The sequence below is a fragment of the Streptomyces sp. MBT65 genome (assembly GCF_016612545.1).
GTDB lineage: Bacteria > Actinomycetota > Actinomycetes > Streptomycetales > Streptomycetaceae > Streptomyces.
This window is the reverse complement of sequence record NZ_JAENRY010000125.1, coordinates 39,584-56,119: the sequence shown is the minus strand read 5'-3', so window position 1 is coordinate 56,119 and position 16,536 is coordinate 39,584. Positions and strand designations below refer to the sequence as shown.

The following is a 16,536-nucleotide window of genomic DNA, read 5'->3' as shown; positions in this document are numbered from 1 at the left end:
CAAACGGGTCACGGTCCTCGGCACGTCGCCCAAACCGCCGATGACGTCGTGGGCGAGTTCGGCGCCGGTGCCGAGGACCGTGACCCGTTTGACGGGCGTACGGAGGCCGCGTACCGACACCGACTCGCGTGGTGGGTCGAAGCACACCAGGTACAGGGTGCGGTGGTCGGCGGAGAGGGTGCTGGGGCCGTAGTGGTGGCCGGCGGGCAGGCCGGCGACGGTGCCGTACACCGCCTCGGAGTGCCGGGCGATCCACCCGCCGAGCCCCTCAAGTCGCTCGACCTGCGCGGGCGTTATCGTCCCGTCCTCCTTCGGGCCGACGTCGAGCAGCAGATTGCCGCCCATCCCGATCGTCTCCGTGAAGTAACGCACCAGCTGCCGCTCCGACTTGTGGTGCTCGTCCCCGTGCTGGAAACCCCACGAGTCGTTGACCGTCAGGCACAACTCCCAAGGCCCGTCCGGGGCTTGCAGCGGCACCCCCTGCTCGGGCGTCGCGTAGTCGCCGTAGCTGAGCATGCGGGCGTTGAGGACGGTGTCGGGGTTGCCCGCGAGGATCAGCTCGGCCAACTCCCGCATGCCCCACTGCTCTTCGCTGCGTTCCCACTCGCCGTCGAACCACAGCAGGTCGGGCCGGAAACGGTCGACCAACTCGCCGACCTGGCCGTCGCGGTAGGCGAGATAGCGGGCCCAGGCGGCCGGGTCCTCGTGGCCGGGCCGTGCGGAGGCGTACAGGTTGGCGCGCATGTCCGTGTCGGGCGGGTCAGGGTGCACCGTGCTGGCGTAGTCGGGGTGGTTCCAGTCGGAATGGGAGTAGTACAGGCCGACCTTGAGACCCTCCTCGCGCAGCGCCTCGGTGTACGGCCCGATCAGATCCCGGCCCGCCGGGGTCCGGCGGACCACGTCCAGGTCGCCGTGGGCCGAGTTCCACAGGGCGACTCCGTCGTGGTGACGTGCGGTCAGCACCGCGTACTTGGCACCCGCCCGCGCGAACAGCCCCGCCCACGCCCGCGGGTCATAGCGCGCGGCGGTGAACCCGTCGAGCTGGCGCATGTACTGATCGTGCGGGACCTTGCCCGTGTAGAACGACCAGGACTCCGGCACACCGTCGACGGCGTAGATCCCGTAATGGACGAAGATGCCCAACTTGGCATCGCGGAACCAGGGTTGCATCGGCATGCCGCCAAGCTAGGCCGGAGAGCGGCGGGGACGCGTGGGCGGTGATCACCACTTGTGGTTCATTTTCACCCTCGCCGCTCCGGTACCCAGGCACGCGTCACCACTGATGGTCCCGAAAGTCATCCGACCCGGGTCCGGCCGCTACCGCTCCTCGGCCGACCTACCGCCGTCACGCGGAGGATCATCGCGGTCGCTCTCGGTCGGCGGCGCGGCGCGCAGCCCCTTCGTCGCGTCCCTCAGTCGACCGAACGTCCGTTGCAACGGCGACGACCCGGCGGACTGCGGAGGCAACCCGGACGCGGCACCGGCGGACTCGCGCAGCGCGGCCAGCGCCTCGTTGGCCCGGTCCGCGGACTCCCGGTACAGGTCGCGGGACTTGGTCATCGCCTCCAGCGCCTCGGCGTACATCGTCACGAGCCTGCGCTCCCGGGCCAGTTCCTCCGCCGGCGTCATCAGGCTCCACCGCTCCCGCAGCGCGGTGACCGCCTCCTCGCCGCCCTCAGGCAGTGGACGCGCGGAAGCGGCGTAGCGGCAGAGCACGTCCACGAGGTCGGTGGGCTCGGAGCCGTCGAGGAAGACGCTGCGCACGGAGAAGTCGCTCACGTCGTAGGAGGGAGCCACGGGACTGGTGGGCAGCACCACCGCACCCCCGCGCGGCACCTGGAAGTCGAACTCGCGCAGCAACGCGTAGTTGACGGAGCGTAGTTGGTCGGGCGTGGCCCGGTGCTCCACCACACAGTGCCGAAGACTCGCGGGCAGCAGCCGTGCCAGGGGCAGCCGGCCGTGCGCGTCCGGGGTCATGGCCTCGTGCACGACGACATGGATGCCCCAGCCGTCCTGCGCGCAGCTCCGGAACAGCCGCCGTAGATCCTTCTCGTCGGAAGGCAGCGGATTGACCCGCCGGAAGCGCAGCCCCGGAACCGTCGCATGGTCCCAGTCGGCGTCGGCGTTCCCGGGGTCTTCCGGGTCCTCGGGCCAGAACATGGTCGCGGGGGAGGGCCACCGGGGATCCCAGACCCGCTCGGCCTCCGCGACCAGGATCCACTCCTGCCCCTCGGGCGCGGAGGACGCCGACGAGGCGGAGGGTGAATCCGGCTCCGGGGCGGACGGCAGCGTCAACCGGGCCCGTACGGTCACCGTCCCCTCGACCCGCCACCGCGCCTCGAACACCCGCTCAGGAGCGGGTGGATCGTCGTCCGCGTCCGGCTCCAGGTGGTCGTCGACGACCTCGCGGTCCTTGAGCCGTTGCAGCTGTCGCCGTACGACCTCCCCGGCGTCGTCGGACCCGATGTGGCGGCCGCGAGCCAGCCACACCGTGTGGGGGATCGTGGGCGGAGCTGTGGAGGAGTTCGACATAGGCCAATCTGCGGGCGGGTGCGGTGCTGACCCACCAGTATCCCCGTGGGAGATCTTGGCGGGTCAAGCGGGGGGTCGAGCAGGGGTCGTACCGTCTCGTATGCCCGATTTTCCTGGGACACCGCGTGAGCTTACGCGCGGGGTGTGATCCGTTCACTCCGGGAGGACGGGTTTCACGCGTGCATTTGACATGGCCCGGTCCTCAGAATGGTGGGGCGGACGGGACCCGCCCACCATCCGCTCGGGGCGGGTCCCGTCCGTGTGCCATCGGACCTCACCGCCCCCGGCGCCTGTTCGCGTGGCTCGGCCGGGACGGGGCGCCCGGATCGGGCGCGGGCGCGCTGAACCCGGCCGGAACCGGACGCGCGCTCGTCGCGGACGGCACCTCCAGGGGTACGACCGTCTCCGTGCGCGGCGGCCGGGTGCGCGGCACCGGCTTGCCGACGACGCGGGTGTGCGTCATCAGCGAGGCGCAGGCCGCGCAGACCTCGGCGAGGGTCCACACCTGGCCGACCGCGGGATCGTGGCGCAGCACGAGCAGCACCGAGCCCGAGCAGTCGACCCGGGTCCCCTCGTGCGCCGCGCACCGCTGGCGACGGCAGCCGCAGGCCGCGTCGGGGCGTACGGTCGCCGCTCTGACGTGGGCCGCCGCATGGGCTTCGGCGAAGCGGCGCAGGGCCGCGAGGTCGCGCGACCGCGCCGGCATGCCGCACTCGGAGGAGCAGCTCACCGAGGCGGTGCGGTCGCGGTGACCGGTGATGCGAATAGTCCAGGTACGCCCGGGTCGACGGGCTGACGGGGCGTCAGGGTACGCGAGAGCCAAGACCACAGTTCCTTTGCGGTGGAGGTGTTCACGCGGAAGAGGCGCTGAGTTAAGAACTACCCGTCGTGGGGCAGTTCACATCATTTGCGGACCCCAAGTATTCGTTCGACACCGCGATACGGTCGACGCATGTCTGACGTGCGGCTGACCACCTCCTCGTTCTTCGTCCTCGGCATCATCGACAAACTGGGCGAGGCGAGCCCGTACGACGTGAAGACGGAGGCCGCGCGTACCGTCGCGCCGTTCTGGTCGATGCCGCACGCACAGGTGTACGCGCAGTGCGACCGGCTGCTGGAAGGCGGGCTGCTGTCCCAGGTACGGCGCGAAAGCGGCCGTAACCGACGGGTGTTGACCCTCACCGGCCAGGGCCTGGCCGTCCTGCGGGGCTGGCTCGACGACCCGGAGTTCGTGCCGGTCGAGGCCAGGGAGCGCGGCATTCTCAAGCTCTGGTTCGGCGGCCGGCCCGATGTCCTCGCCCCGGCCCAGCTCGGCGAGCACGAGAAGACCCTGCGCGGCTACGAGGAACTCGTCGGCGGGGTAGGTGAGTTAGGCGAGTTACTGGCCCCGGGACAGCGCGAGGCGCTGGAGTTCGGCATCCGGTACGAGCGGATGATGATCGACTTCTGGGAGTGGGCGCGGCACCGCGACGAACGCACGCAGGACCGTTGACCACGGCGGTGGCCGCCTCTACCGTCTCGATGGTCCAGACGAGACCATCGAGGGCCGGGTCGAGGCCGTGAGCCAGCAGGGGGCCGCCGTGCGTCGTCCGACGAACAGCACCTGGCGCCGCGCCGCGATGATCGCGGTGACGGTCATGTGCCTGGCCTACGCGCCGATCGCGATGACCGAACTGTGGCCCTACGCCCGCCCCGGCGCCCCCGCCCTCGGCGAGTGGGTCATGGGCCGCGTCGTCTCCCCGCACTACGTCACCGACGCCCTCTCCAACCGGATCGCGCCCTACCGCCACAGCCTCGTGCCGATGATCGTGCACTCGGTCCTCGGCGGCGCCCTCATGCTGCTCGGCCCCGCCCAACTCCTGACCGCCGCCCGCCGCCGCACCCGGTTGCACCGCACGCTGGGCGTGGTCTTCGCGGTCACGGTGTACGTCTCGATGGCCGGCGCCGGGATCTACCTCGCGCGCACGGCCCCCGAGGACGCGTTCAGCGGCCCCGCGTTCTGGATCGTGCTCGCCACCCTCCTGGTCGGCACCGTCATGAGCGTGACCTTCGGCATGCTCGCCGCGGTCCGCGGACTCCTCGACCTGCACCAGCGCTGGATGCTCCTCTGTTACGCGTTCCTCCTCACCGCACCGCTGCTGCGCCTCGAATGGGGCTTCCTGCCAAGGCTGTTGCCCGGTCTGACCATGGAGCAGATCAACCAGGTGGCGATCATGCACCTGGGCGCGGTGGTCACGCTCGGCGCGCTGATCGCCGCACGCGCACGGGACCGCCGTACGACGGTCGAGGGCGTGTCGGGGTCCTGGGCGCCGCTGCCCGTGCTCGTCGTGGCCCAACTCGCCGGTGCGGCCGCCCTGTTGTGGATCGCCTGGTCCTGTCTCGACTTCGGCGCGACCGGACGGCGACTGCTGTGGGCCTATCTCCTTCCCTACGCGGCGAGTTGGGCCGTGATGGCGATCGGCGCCCGCCGCGCCGGGCATCAGGGGCGGCCCTGGGCGCGGGAAGAGTGGCGGCTGCATCTGACCGCCCTGTGCCTGGCCCCGGTGCTGTCGGTCGGCGCGGCTCCGGTCTTCCGACACACCCTGGACCTCGACCGGTTGACGGCCCTGTCCGCCGGTGTCGCCGTCGGCTGCGGCATGCTCGCGTTCGCCGCGACGACCGTCGTGAGCCTGCGTGTCATGAACGGCCGCCGCGAACCCACGACAGCGGTGAGCCCGTCGGTCAGTGGGGATACGCGCGCGGTGGCCGCTGCCGGGGCAGTTCGTCGCGGAACTCCTCGATGAGCGAGCTGACTTGGCGGATGAGCGCGGTCTTCTCCAGCCGGTCGAGGTAGAGGTTGCGGCGGGCGAGCCCCGGCGCGTCCACGCAGAAGTACAGCGCCATCAGGGGGTTGACGAACAGCTCGCTGCCACGCGTGCGTTCGGTGAAACGGACATCGCCGAAGTCCCCGCGTACGGCCGCCGCCACCGAACCGTTGACGATGCTCGGATGCTCCGGCGTGGACTCCTGGGCGTGGGCCACAGCTTCGAGATACAGCTGCCCCTCGCGGCTCTCGCGCGGCAGGGAGAACGCGCCGAGATAGGCACCCTCGCGTTCAAGCGCGGCCAGATTCTCCAGCACCAGCGCGTGGTTGACCCCGTGATACGCGTCGATGCCGAAGCCGAGGCACGCCACCAGCCGCACCGGCACCTCGTCGAGCCCGTTCACCGCCGCGAGGCTGACCATGTCCTCCTCCGGCGTACCCAGCCCGTGCTCGTCACCCCGCATCAGGATGTCGGTGCCGCCGTCCACCAGCACGACGGCGTCGACCCCGCCGAGATGCCCGATCAGCGTGCGGTACGCGTCCCGCAGTGGCCGCACACCGGTCAGCGGGAACGCGTACACCGTGGACGGCATGTCGTGCAGGTCGAGCCACCGGGCGAGGGACCGCTCGGGGAAGTAGTCGCCCCGCGCCCGTGTGCCGGGGCCGATGGCGGCGACATCCGGGTCCACCCACACGTCCTGGTCCAGGCCGTACAGGTCGGCGAAGGACAGGTTGGCGAGGTGCACCTCCTTGCCGGCCGAGCGCAGCGCGAGGGCCAGCGGCAGCCCGGCGTAGACGTCGAAGCCGCCGCCCGCACCGGCGACGAGGATCCGGCGCGCGTCGCGCAGCCGGGAGAGGAACGGGGGTTCGAGAAGGGAGAACACCGGAGGACGTTAACAGCCCCGTACGCCATGATGGACGGGTGGACTTCGAGCCGTACCGGGGCGAGTTGGTGGCGTACTGCTACCGCATGCTGGGCTCGTTCCACGAGGCCGAGGACCTGGTGCAGGAGACGATGCTGCGCGCGTGGAAGGCCCGCGAGCGCTACGACCCCAGCCGTGCGTCCGTCCGGACGTGGCTGTACCGCATCGCCACCAACGTCTGCCTCACCGCTCTCGAAGGGCGGGCCCGCCGCCCCCTCCCGTCCGGCCTCGGCGCGCCGGGCGAGGACCCCGGGACCCCGCTCACCCCGGCCACCGACATCCCCTGGCTCCAGCCTTTCCCCGACGCGCGCCACGACATGGAGGCGCGGACGGACATGCGGCTCGCCCTGGTCGTGGCCCTGCAACGGCTTCCGGCGCGACAGCGGGCCGTGCTCGTGCTCCGCGAGGTGCTCCAGTTCAGCGCCGCCGAGGTCGCCGACCAGCTCGACACCACCGTCCCGGCCGTCAACAGCACGCTTCAGCGGGCCCGCGCCGCCCTCACGGACATCGGCGACGACCACACGGTCGCCGAACCGGACGACCGGGAGGCGCGCGAGGTGATCGACCGCTACCTGCGGGCCTTCGAGGCGGCCGATGTCCCCGCTCTCGTACGGCTGTTGGCCGACGCGGTCGTCCTGGAGATGCCGCCGGTCCCGCTCTGGTTCCGGGGCACCGAGCACTACGGCGCGTTCATGCGCAGGGTCTTCGAACTGCGGGGCACGGACTGGGCGTTGAGGCCGATCGCGGCCAACTCGCAGCCCGCGCTCGCCGCGTACGCGACGGACCCCGACGGAGGCCGGTGGCTGCACAGCGTCCAGGTGTTCACGGTCACCGGCGGCCGTGTCACCCGCAATGTCGTGTTCACCGAGCCGCAGGTCCTGGCGTCCTTCGGCCTGCCGTCGCGGATTTCTCCGGATCGACCGCTCCCGCCGCGATGAGTTCGGCCGCTGCCGCCGGTACGTACCGGTGAGCATCGACCGAAAGGACATGGATCATGAGCGTCACCGTCATTCAGTTCATCACCCTGGACGGGGTCGTCTCCGACCCCGACGGGTCCGACGGCACCCCGTACGGCGGCTGGCTCTTCCGCTACGGCCGCGAGGAGATCGAGGGCGACAGGTTCCGGCTGGCCGACACCCTGGGCGACGGGGTGCTGCTGCTCGGCCGTGGCACGTGGGAGGCGTTCGCGCGGCTGTGGCCGGGCCGCGACGACCCGTTCTCCGCCCGCATGAACGCCGCTTCGAAACTGGTCGCCTCCCGCACCCTGACCGATGCCTCGGCGTGGGCGAACTCGACCGTCCTCGACGGCGATCTCGTCGACACCGTGAAACGCGAGGAGCGCGAGGTGATCGTCATGGGCAGCCTGAGCGTCGTCCACACGCTGATGGCGGAGGACCTGGTCGACGAGTACCGGCTCATCACCTTCCCGACCGTCGTCGGCACCGGCGAGCGGCTCTTCGCCGCGGACGGTCCGCCCGCGCACCTGGAGTGCCTGGAGGTGGAGAAGCCGGGGTACACCGTGTTCGCCCGGTACGGGAGGGCCGTGCGCTGATGTACGAAGGGCCCGGCGGTACGCCCGCCGGGCCCTTCGACGCCAACCGGCCGACGCCTACGCGCCGCTCTCCCGGAGCATGTCCTCACGCTCGACGATCTTCACGCGTGCGCGGCCCTGCGGCTCGCCCAGCGCCTTCTCGGCGGCGTCCAGCTTGTACCAGCCGTCCCAGGTGGTGAAGCGGACGTCCCGCTCGGCGAAGAACGCCTCCACGGCCTCCGGGTCGGGCGAAGCGGGCGTGTGCAGACGGCCGTTGGCGTGGTCGTCGAGCAGGTTCGCGACCGTCTCGTTGGCATCGCCCTTGGTGTGGCCGATCAGGCCGACCGGGCCGCGCCGGATCCAGCCGGTCACGTACGTCGACTGCAGGTGCTCGCCGGTCTCCTGGATGACCCGGCCGCCCTCGTCCGGGACCGTGCCCGAGTCGATGTCCCAGGGGAGCTTGGGGAGCTTGTCGGAGAGGTAGCCGACCGCACGGTAGATCCCGGTGACGTCCCAGTCCCTGAACTCGCCGGTGCCCTTGACGTTGCCGGTGCCGTCGAGCGCGGTGCGCTCGGTGCGCAGGCCGACGACCTTGCCGTCCTCGCCGAGGATCTCCGACGGGGACTCGAAGAAGTGCAGGAACAGCTTGTGCGGGCGGTCGCCGACATCGCGGATCGCCCAGTTCTCCAGGGTCTTGGCGACCATGTCGGCCTGCTTGTTGCTCCGACGGGTGGTGATCGAGCCCTCGTCGTAGTCGATGTCCTCGGGGTCGACGATGACCTCGATGTTCGGGGAGTGGTCCAGCTCCCGCAGCTCCATCGGGGAGAACTTCGCCTGCGCCGGGCCGCGGCGGCCGAAGACGTGGACCTCCAGCGCCTTGTTGGCCTTCAGGCCCTCGTGGACGTTCGCCGGGATCTCGGTCGGCAGCAGCTCGTCGCCGGTCTTGGCGAGGATGCGGGCCACGTCGAGAGCCACGTTTCCGACACCGAGAACGGCGACCTTCTCCGCCTCCAGCGGCCAGGTGCGCGGGACGTCGGGGTGGCCGTCGTACCAGGAGACGAAGTCGGCGGCGCCGTAGGAACCGTCGAGCTCGATGCCGGGTATGGACATGTCGCGGTCGGCCGTGGCGCCGGTGGAGAAGACCACCGCGTCGTAGAAGCTGCGCAGGTCGTCCAGGCTGATGTCGGTCGGGTAGTCGACGTTGCCGAAGAGACGGATCTGCGGCTTGTCCAGGACCTGGTGCAGGGCGGTGATGATGCCCTTGATGCGCGGGTGGTCGGGGGCGACGCCGTACCGGATCAGGCCGAAGGGCGCGGGCATCCGCTCGAAGAGGTCGATGGACACACCGGGTTCGGCGGCCACCTCGGACTTGAGCAGGGCGTCGGCGGCGTAGATCCCGGCGGGGCCGGCTCCGACGATGGCTACCCGCAGGGGGCGCGGCATGATCAGGTTCCCTTCGAGCGATGACAAGCGACTCGACGGGAAGCCTAAGCTAAGGCAAGCCTAAGTCGGTATGCGGGTCCGGTCTATGACCTCATAAGGCCGGCTTATGGGGTGCCCAAGGCGGGTGTATGGCCCGTGCGTGGCCGGTGTAAGGACTGTCTGGGGTTCCCGTGGGTGTTCCTCAGCCCGCCGGGCGGATGTGCACCACGTCCTGGACGACCTCGGGCGGTGTGCCGAGCAACTGGACCATCACCCGGGCGACGGTCGCGGAAGGCAGCGGTTTCATCGCTCCCACCCTGGTCAGATAGCCGTCGGCCTCCCACACCGGCGCGGCGCGCTGCCGGTCCTCGCCGGGGAAGTTCTCGACGAAGGCGCTGTCCGAGATCGAGCCCAGGATCACCAGGGCGACCCGGATCCCGTCGCCGCGCAGTTCCTTGTGCATCGCGGCGGTGAAGCCGTTCAACCCGTGTTTGCTCGCCGCGTACATCGCCATCAACGGCATGTGGTCCAGGGTGATCTCGGAGGAGATGTTGAGAATGTCACCACCTCCAGCCGCCCGCAGCAGCGGCACCGCCGAGCGGATCGTGTGGATCGGGCCCAGGAGATTGGTGCCGACGCAGGCGTGGATGTCCTCGTCGGTCGTCTCCTCGATAGTGCGGATCCGGGCGACGCCGGCGCTGTTCACCAGAATGTCGACCTGCCCGAACCGCTCCTCGACCTGAGCGAACGCCGCACGGACGCTCTCCCCGCTGCTGACATCGGTCGGGATCGTCAGCACCGACCCCGTCATCTCCCGCGCCGCCGTCTCCAGCCGGTCGGCACGGCGGGCGAGCAGCACCACCCGCGCTCCGTTCTCCGCGAGCAGCGACCCGACGGCACGCCCCACACCGGTCGAACCTCCGCTGATCACGGCGACCTTGCCCTGCATCGTGCCTGCCATGACGGCCTCCCCGGCGAGACGGAACGAGCTGTGGCGATCGAATGAGAGGCTACCTCTCGATAATTGAGAACGCCATATTCATCACCGGAGATCGCTCCTGCGTCCCGGGCGTCCCCGCCCGGCAGTTGGCAACAGGCTGCTTCCGCGCGGGAAACGGCTCGGTAATGCCCGCACGGTTTCCTCGGGAGAAATCGAGATTCACTCCAGGAAACCCCGGATGCTGGGAGCCCCCATGGTGATGGACACCGCAGCGGAACGGCCCACGACCACCGACCCGGCATCGACGAGCGAGCCCACTCCCGACCTGGCCGCCCAAGTCCGCGCGGACGGCATCGAGTTCGTCCTGGCCGTCTTCGTCGACCTCGCGGGCAAGCCCTGCGCCAAACTCGTCCCCGTCGAGGCGGTCGAGGAACTCCAGTCCAACGGCGTCGGATTCGCGGGCTACGCCGCCGGCGCGCTCGGCCAGCAGCCCAGCGACCCCGACGTCATCGCGCTCCCGGACGCCGCCTCCTACACCCCGTTGCCCTTCGTACGCCCCGGACTCGCCCTCGTGCACTGCGACCCGCACGTCGAGGGCAAGCCCTGGCCGTACGCGCCCCGCGTCATCCTGCGCGCCGTACTGGCCCGCGCCGCCGAACGCGGACTGTCCCTCGCGGTCGGCGCCGAGATCGAGTACTTCCTCGTGAACCGCGACGAACACGGCACACTCACCGTCGCCGACAGCCGCGACACCGCCGCCCAACCCTGTTACGACGCCCGGGGGTTGACCCGGATGTACGACCACCTCACCGCCGTCTCCAAGGCGATGAACTCCCTCGGCTGGGGCAACTACGCCAACGACCACGAGGACGGCAACGGCCAGTTCGAGCAGAACTTCGCCTACGCCGACGCCCTCACCACCGCCGACCGGGTCATCACCATGCGGTACCTGGTGTCGGTGCTGGCCGAACAGCGGGGCATGACGGCCACGTTCATGCCGAAGCCGTTCACCGACCGCACCGGTTCCGGGATGCACATGCACCTGTCGCTGTGGCGGGGGAGCGAACCCGCCTTCCCCGACGCCTCCGACCCCCGGGGCCTCGGACTGTCCCCGCTCGCCTACTCCTTCGTCGGCGGCATCCTCGACCACGCCCGTGCCCTCCAGGCCGTCATCGCGCCCACCGTCAACTCGTACAAGCGGACCGGCGCGGTCTCGACCCGCTCGGGCGCCACCTGGTCACCCCGCAGGGCGGGTTACGGCGGCAACGACCGCACCCACTTCGTCCGCGTCCCCGACGGCGACCGCGTCGAACTGCGCGGCGGCGACGGCTCCGCCAACCCCTACCTCGCGGCGGCCGCGGCCCTGGCCGCCGGACTCGACGGCATCGAGCGCGCCCTCGACCCAGGCGAACCGGGCGACGCGGCGGCCACCGCGGCCCGCCCCGAACTGCCCCCGACCCTGCTGCACGCCGTGGAGGCACTGGCCGCCGACCCGGTGATCGGCGGCGCCCTCGACGCGGCCGGACCCGGCGTCAGCGCGTACTTCGGCGAGGTCAAGCGCCAGGAGTTCTTCGACTGGCACGGCACGGTCGGCGCCTGGGAGTTGGACCGCTACCTCACCGCCTTCTGACCCGTCCCCGCCCCTCACGAGAGGAGAGCCGCATGTGCGGAATCGTCGGGCTCCATCTGCGGGAGCCCGCCTTCGAACCCCGGCTCGGCGAACTGCTCACCGCCATGCTGGGCCAGGCCGTGGAACGCGGCCCGGACTCGGCGGGCGTCGCGGTCTACGGCGACCCGCGTCTGTCACCACCCGGGCGTGCCGTCGTCTCCTTGCTGGGAGTCACCCCGCAGGAGGCGTCAACCGCCTTGCCGAGCGCGGTGGTTGTCGCGGCCGACGCGACGACCGTGGTCCACGCGGACACCTCCGTCGCCGAGTTGCTCGCCACTGTGGCGACCGCGCTGCCGCAGGCCACCGTCATCGGCTCGGGGGAGCGGTTCGCCGTCCTCAAGGGCACCGGACATCCGGTCGAGTTGGCCGACTCGTTCGGGCTCGCGGGCGTGACCGGCCACCAGGGCGTCGGCCACACCCGGATGGCGACGGAGTCGGCCGTCACCCCCGAAGGCGCGCACCCCTTCTCCGTCGGCCCCGGTCAATGTCTGGTCCACAACGGGTCGTTCGCCAACCACGCGACCATCCGGCGCGAACTCCGCGCCCAGGGAGTGCAGTTCGACAGTGAGAACGACTCCGAGGTCGGCGCCCGCTTCGTCGCCCACCAACTCGCCCAGGGCGCCGACCTGGAGAAGGCGCTGCGGCTGCTGTGCGAGCGCTTCGACGGCTTCTACACGCTGCTGGTCTCCACGGCCGACACCTTCGCGGTCGTCCGCGACGCCATCGCCTGCAAGCCCGCCCTGGTCGCCGAGACCGACGCCTGGGTGGCGATGGCCTCCGAGTACCGCGCCCTGGACGTCCTGCCGGGCATCGAGCACGCCCGTATCTTCGAACCCGAGCCGGAAGAGGTGTACGTATGGCGACGCTGACCGAGGCCACGGTGGTGGACCTCGCGGCCTCCACCGTGCGCGATCTCAACCAGGCGCTGCACGCCCCGCAACCGGCGCCGTCCTGGCGGGTGTTGAACCCCAGGGGCGCGCACAGCGTCGCCTGCGGTCTCAAGGACGAGGTGACCGTCGACATCGAGGGCCACGTCGGCTACTACTGCGCCGGAATGAACCAGCACGCCACGGTCACCGTGCACGGCAACGTCGGAGTCGGGGTCGCCGAGAACATGATGTCCGGCACGGTCCGGGTGCGCGGCGACGCCTCCCAGTCCGCCGGGGCCACCGCACACGGCGGCCTGCTGGTGATCGAGGGCAACGCGGCCGCCCGGTGCGGGATCTCGATGAAGGGCGTGGACCTCGTCGTCGGCGGGAACGTCGGCCACATGAGCGCGTTCATGGGACAGGCGGGACGGCTGGTCGTCTGCGGCGACGCGGGTGACGCCCTCGGCGACTCCCTCTACGAGGCCCGCCTCTACGTCAAGGGGACGGTCAAGTCCCTCGGCGCGGACTGCGTGGAGAAGGAGCTGCGGGACGAACACCTCGTAGAACTCGCCGAGTTGCTGAAGGCGGCGGACTTCGACGAGGACCCCGCCGACTTCCGCCGCTACGGCTCGGCCCGGCGGCTGTACCACTTCAAGTTCGACAACTCGACGGCGTACTGAAGGAGTTGGTCCCCTATGGAGATGGATATGGGTATGGATTTCGCATCCCGCGGCCTGCGCGAGTCGGCCACCTTCGACCGTGCCACCATCCACGCCATCCAACGGGCCGCCGCGACCGGCGTCTACGACATCCGCGGCTGGGGCGCCAAACGCCCGCTCCCGCACTTCGACGACCTGCTCTTCCTCGGCGCCAGCATGTCCCGCTACCCCCTGGAGGGCTACCGCGAGCGCTGCGACACCGACGTCGTCCTCGGCACCCGCAACGCCAAGTACCCGCTGCACCTGGACATCCCGGTCACCATCGCCGGTATGAGCTTCGGCGCCCTGTCCGCCAACGCCAAGGAAGCGCTCGGGCGCGGAGCGACCGCGGCCGGCACCTCCACCACCACCGGCGACGGCGGCATGACCTCGGAGGAGCGCGGCCAGTCCAAGCACCTCGTGTACCAGTACCTGCCGTCCCGCTACGGCATGAACCCCGACGACCTCCGCAAGGCCGACGCCATCGAAGTGGTCCTCGGCCAGGGCGCCAAGCCCGGCGGCGGAGGCATGCTGCTCGGCCAGAAGATCACCGACCGCGTGGCCGGGATGCGCACCCTGCCCGTCGGCGTCGACCAGCGCAGCGCCTGCCGTCACCCCGACTGGACCGGCCCCGACGACCTCACCATCAAGATCGGCGAACTCCGCGAGATCACCGACTGGGAGAAGCCGATCTACGTCAAGGTCGGCGCCACACGCACCTATTACGACGTGAAACTCGCCGTCCACGCAGGCGCCGACGTCGTGGTCGTCGACGGCATGCAGGGCGGTACCGCCGCCACGCAGGAGGTGTTCATCGAGCACGTCGGCATCCCCACTCTGGCCGCGATTCCCCAGGCGGTACAGGCACTTCGGGAACTCGGCGTCCACCGCGAGGTTCAACTCATCGTCTCCGGTGGCATCCGCACCGGCGCAGACGTAGCCAAGGCGATCGCGCTCGGCGCGGACGCGGTCGCCATCGGCACCGCCGCGCTGATCGCCCTCGGCGACAACCATCCGCGCCATGACGCCGAGTACCGCCGACTCGGCTCGGCGGCAGGCTACTTCGACGACTTCCAGGACGGCCGCGACCCGGCCGGCATCTCCACCCAGGACGAGGAACTCGCCACCCGCCTCGACCCGGTCGAAGGCGGACGCAGGCTCGCCAACTACCTGCGCGTCCTCACCATGGAGGCCCAGACCCTCGCCCGAGCCTGCGGCAAGGCCCACCTCCACCATCTGGAACCCGAAGACCTGGTCGCCCTCACCATCGAGTCCGCCGCCATGGCCCGCGTCCCCCTCGCCGGCACCGACTGGATCCCCGGAACCCCCGGAGCCGTACGGTGATCGCCGTCATCGGCGCGGGCCTGATGGGCGCGGCCACGGCCTGGCAACTCGCCCGGCAGGGCCACGAGGTCACCCTCGTGGAGGCGTACGACATCGGCCACAAGTACGGCAGCTCCCACGGCAGTTCACGCATCTACCGCCGCGCCTACGCAGACCCCCTCTACGTCCGCCTGACCGGCGAGGCCCGCGAACTCTGGCAGGAACTGGAACACGACACAGGCGCCCAACTGCTGCGCATATCCGGGGGGTTGGACTTCGGCGCGAACCGTGACCCGGAAGGCATCGCCGACATCCTGGCGGCAGCCGCCGTACCGCACGACCTGCTGACCGCCGCCGAAGCGACCGACCGCTGGCCGCAGTTCCGCTTCGACGGCCCCGTGCTCCACCAACCGGACGCGGGCACGGTCGACGCCGACGCGACCGTGGCCGCCGCCGTACGACGGGCCGCCGAGCTGGGCGCCCGTGTTCTCACCGGCATCCGCGTCACCGGCGCGGACATCCGCGACGACGGCAGGGTGGAACTGCGCACGGACGGCCCAACTGTCGTAGCCGACACCGTCGTTGTCGCGTCCGGCGCCTGGCTGCCCCAACTCGCCGCCCCGCTCGGCATCCTGGATCCCCTCCCACCCCTCCAGGTCACCCAGCAGCAGGTCTTCCACTTCCGCCGCCGCGACCCCGAGGCGAGCGCCTGGCCGGTCTTCGTCCACCAGGACCGGCTCAGCCTCTACGGCCTCCCCTCCGGCAGTGATGGCGGGCCGTTCCCGGCGTACAAGGTCGCCCAGCACGACGAGGGCACCCCCACCACCGCGGACACCCGCACCGGAATCGTCGATCCCGCCTCCCGCGACAAGGTCACCGCGTGGGTGGAACGCACCGTGCCCGGCCTCGACCCCACCCCCGTGGCCGAGGCGAGCTGCCTCTACACCACCACCCCCGACGAGGACTTCGTCCTGGACCGCACCGGCCCCTTCGTCGTCGTCTCCCCGTGCTCGGGCCACGGCGCCAAGTTCACCCCGCTCATCGGCGCGATGGCCGCCGACCTCGCTCTGGGCCGCGCCGAACCCCACCCACGATTCGCGCTGGGCCGATGACCCCCGACCCTCAACTCCCGGTGGACGCACGCCCCGCAGGCAGAATGACCGCCATGGGCACCGACCACGACCATGCAGCCGCTCTGCCCGACCGGGAGATCACCCCTGATCAGGCCGACGGACCCGTGGACCTGGAAACCGCGATCGCCCGCCAGGTGCGCCGCTACCGGATCGCTGCCGGACTGTCGGTCGCGGAGATGGCGGCCCGGGTCGGCATCTCGAAAGCCATGCTCTCCAAAATCGAGAACGCCCACACCTCGTGCAGCCTCACCACTCTCGGCCGCCTCGCCACCGGCCTGAACGTCCCGGTGACGGCCCTCTTCCGCGGTGTGGACACCGAACGCGAGGCCGTCTACGTCCCCGCGGGCCACGGCGCCCAGATCATCCGCCGAGGCAGCCGCGTCGGCCACCTCTACGAACTCCTCGGCGCCCTGCGCGGCCCCCACAAACGCATGGAAGCCGTCCTGGTCACCCTCACCGAGTCCAGCGAGGTCTTCCCCCTCTTCCAGCACCCCGGCACCGAACTCCTCTACATGCTCGAAGGCGTCATGCTCTACGGCCACGGGGAGGCGGCCTACACCATGCGCCCCGGCGACGCCCTCCAGCTCGACGGCGAGGGCACGCACGGCCCCCAGGAACTGATCGAACTCCCTGTTCGCTTCCTGTCCGTCACGGCCTACGGGGACCACGGAGCGGAGTGAGCGGCTAGGCTGC

At 70.7% G+C, this 16,536-nt stretch carries 15 protein-coding genes and 1 pseudogene; 10 read left to right on the top strand and 6 right to left on the bottom strand.

The annotated features are described in order from the left end of the window. From JHN63_RS26925 to JHN63_RS26915, 3 genes are all read right to left on the bottom strand, one after another. The coding region (locus JHN63_RS26925) for an alpha-L-fucosidase (RefSeq protein WP_200685279.1) at positions 1–1,176 on the bottom strand (1,176 nt) is incomplete at its 3' end. Between the two features lie 141 nt (positions 1,177–1,317). Then, complete coding sequence (locus tag JHN63_RS26920) at positions 1,318–2,532, bottom strand: hypothetical protein (RefSeq protein ID WP_234477748.1); 1,215 nt, start codon at positions 2,530–2,532, stop codon at positions 1,318–1,320. 274 nt (positions 2,533–2,806) lie between these two features. Then, positions 2,807–3,238: a hypothetical protein gene (locus JHN63_RS26915; protein ID WP_200685277.1), complete on the bottom strand. Its 432-nt coding sequence runs from the start codon at positions 3,236–3,238 to the stop codon at positions 2,807–2,809. Between the two features lie 246 nt (positions 3,239–3,484). Between JHN63_RS26915 and JHN63_RS26910 the strand changes: the two genes are divergently transcribed. Together JHN63_RS26910 and JHN63_RS26905 are read left to right on the top strand one after the other, a co-directional pair. Beyond that, positions 3,485–4,024 (top strand): PadR family transcriptional regulator, encoded by a 540-nt coding sequence (locus JHN63_RS26910; protein ID WP_200685275.1) that lies wholly within the window; start codon positions 3,485–3,487, stop codon positions 4,022–4,024. 88 nt (positions 4,025–4,112) lie between these two features. Further along, positions 4,113–5,315, top strand: coding sequence for a DUF2306 domain-containing protein (locus JHN63_RS26905; protein ID WP_307781990.1), 1,203 nt, complete (start codon positions 4,113–4,115; stop codon positions 5,313–5,315). Here the strand turns inward: JHN63_RS26905 and JHN63_RS26900 are convergent. Next, positions 5,254–6,219: a DUF1152 domain-containing protein gene (locus JHN63_RS26900; protein ID WP_200685273.1), complete on the bottom strand. Its 966-nt coding sequence runs from the start codon at positions 6,217–6,219 to the stop codon at positions 5,254–5,256. The two genes, JHN63_RS26905 and JHN63_RS26900, sit on opposite strands and share 62 nt — an antisense overlap. A gap of 29 nt (positions 6,220–6,248) precedes the next feature. On the opposite strand from JHN63_RS26900, the pseudogene JHN63_RS26895 reads away from it, so the two are divergent. Further along, positions 6,249–7,196 (top strand): annotated as a pseudogene (locus JHN63_RS26895) (sigma-70 family RNA polymerase sigma factor); the annotation flags it as partial. Positions 7,197–7,252: 56 nt separating this feature from the next. After that, positions 7,253–7,810 carry a dihydrofolate reductase family protein gene (locus JHN63_RS26890; RefSeq protein ID WP_200685269.1) on the top strand — a complete coding sequence of 186 codons (558 nt, stop codon included), beginning with the start codon at positions 7,253–7,255 and terminating at the stop codon, positions 7,808–7,810. 57 nt (positions 7,811–7,867) lie between these two features. Here JHN63_RS26890 and JHN63_RS26885 read toward each other — a convergent pair whose 3' ends face one another. Then, positions 7,868–9,232, bottom strand: coding sequence for an FAD-dependent oxidoreductase (locus tag JHN63_RS26885; RefSeq protein ID WP_200685267.1), 1,365 nt, complete (start codon positions 9,230–9,232; stop codon positions 7,868–7,870). 181 nt (positions 9,233–9,413) lie between these two features. Beyond that, positions 9,414–10,172, bottom strand: a complete 759-nt coding sequence (locus tag JHN63_RS26880) for an SDR family oxidoreductase (protein ID WP_200685265.1) — start codon at positions 10,170–10,172, stop codon at positions 9,414–9,416. 217 nt (positions 10,173–10,389) lie between these two features. Between JHN63_RS26880 and glnT the strand changes: the two genes are divergently transcribed. From glnT to JHN63_RS26850, 6 genes are read left to right on the top strand one after another with little or no spacing between them, the layout of a single operon-like run. Next, positions 10,390–11,781 carry a type III glutamate--ammonia ligase gene (gene glnT / locus JHN63_RS26875; RefSeq protein ID WP_234477747.1) on the top strand — a complete coding sequence of 464 codons (1,392 nt, stop codon included), beginning with the start codon at positions 10,390–10,392 and terminating at the stop codon, positions 11,779–11,781. 32 nt (positions 11,782–11,813) lie between these two features. Next, the gene (locus JHN63_RS26870; protein ID WP_200685262.1) at positions 11,814–12,689 is read left to right on the top strand and encodes a glutamine amidotransferase; all 876 of its coding nucleotides are present in this window, start codon (positions 11,814–11,816) and stop codon (positions 12,687–12,689) included. Then, entirely contained in the window at positions 12,677–13,369 is a 693-nt protein-coding gene (locus JHN63_RS26865) for a glutamate synthase (protein ID WP_200685260.1), read from the top strand. Before JHN63_RS26870 ends, JHN63_RS26865 begins: the two co-directional genes overlap by 13 nt. 33 nt (positions 13,370–13,402) lie before the next feature. Continuing rightward, positions 13,403–14,731 (top strand): FMN-binding glutamate synthase family protein, encoded by a 1,329-nt coding sequence (locus tag JHN63_RS26860; protein ID WP_200685258.1) that lies wholly within the window; start codon positions 13,403–13,405, stop codon positions 14,729–14,731. Continuing rightward, the gene (locus JHN63_RS26855; protein ID WP_200685256.1) at positions 14,728–15,822 is read left to right on the top strand and encodes an FAD-dependent oxidoreductase; all 1,095 of its coding nucleotides are present in this window, start codon (positions 14,728–14,730) and stop codon (positions 15,820–15,822) included. The genes JHN63_RS26860 and JHN63_RS26855 overlap by 4 nt, the downstream gene beginning before the upstream one ends. Before the next feature lie 53 nt (positions 15,823–15,875). Continuing rightward, entirely contained in the window at positions 15,876–16,523 is a 648-nt protein-coding gene (locus JHN63_RS26850) for an XRE family transcriptional regulator (RefSeq protein WP_200685254.1), read from the top strand. The last annotated feature ends 13 nt before the right edge of the window (positions 16,524–16,536 follow it).

Coding starts and splice junctions, on each gene's coding strand:
- JHN63_RS26910 (WP_200685275.1), top strand. CDS start 3,485: ATGTCTGACGTGCGGCTGACCACCTCCTCGTTCTTCGTCCTCGGCATC.
- JHN63_RS26860 (WP_200685258.1), top strand. CDS start 13,403: ATGGATTTCGCATCCCGCGGCCTGCGCGAGTCGGCCACCTTCGACCGT.
- JHN63_RS26915 (WP_200685277.1), bottom strand. CDS start 3,238: ATGCCGGCGCGGTCGCGCGACCTCGCGGCCCTGCGCCGCTTCGCCGAA.
- JHN63_RS26920 (WP_234477748.1), bottom strand. CDS start 2,532: ATGTCGAACTCCTCCACAGCTCCGCCCACGATCCCCCACACGGTGTGG.
- JHN63_RS26850 (WP_200685254.1), top strand. CDS start 15,876: ATGGGCACCGACCACGACCATGCAGCCGCTCTGCCCGACCGGGAGATC.
- JHN63_RS26870 (WP_200685262.1), top strand. CDS start 11,814: ATGTGCGGAATCGTCGGGCTCCATCTGCGGGAGCCCGCCTTCGAACCC.
- JHN63_RS26890 (WP_200685269.1), top strand. CDS start 7,253: ATGAGCGTCACCGTCATTCAGTTCATCACCCTGGACGGGGTCGTCTCC.
- JHN63_RS26880 (WP_200685265.1), bottom strand. CDS start 10,172: ATGGCAGGCACGATGCAGGGCAAGGTCGCCGTGATCAGCGGAGGTTCG.
- JHN63_RS26865 (WP_200685260.1), top strand. CDS start 12,677: ATGGCGACGCTGACCGAGGCCACGGTGGTGGACCTCGCGGCCTCCACC.
- JHN63_RS26885 (WP_200685267.1), bottom strand. CDS start 9,232: ATGCCGCGCCCCCTGCGGGTAGCCATCGTCGGAGCCGGCCCCGCCGGG.
- glnT (WP_234477747.1), top strand. CDS start 10,390: ATGCTGGGAGCCCCCATGGTGATGGACACCGCAGCGGAACGGCCCACG.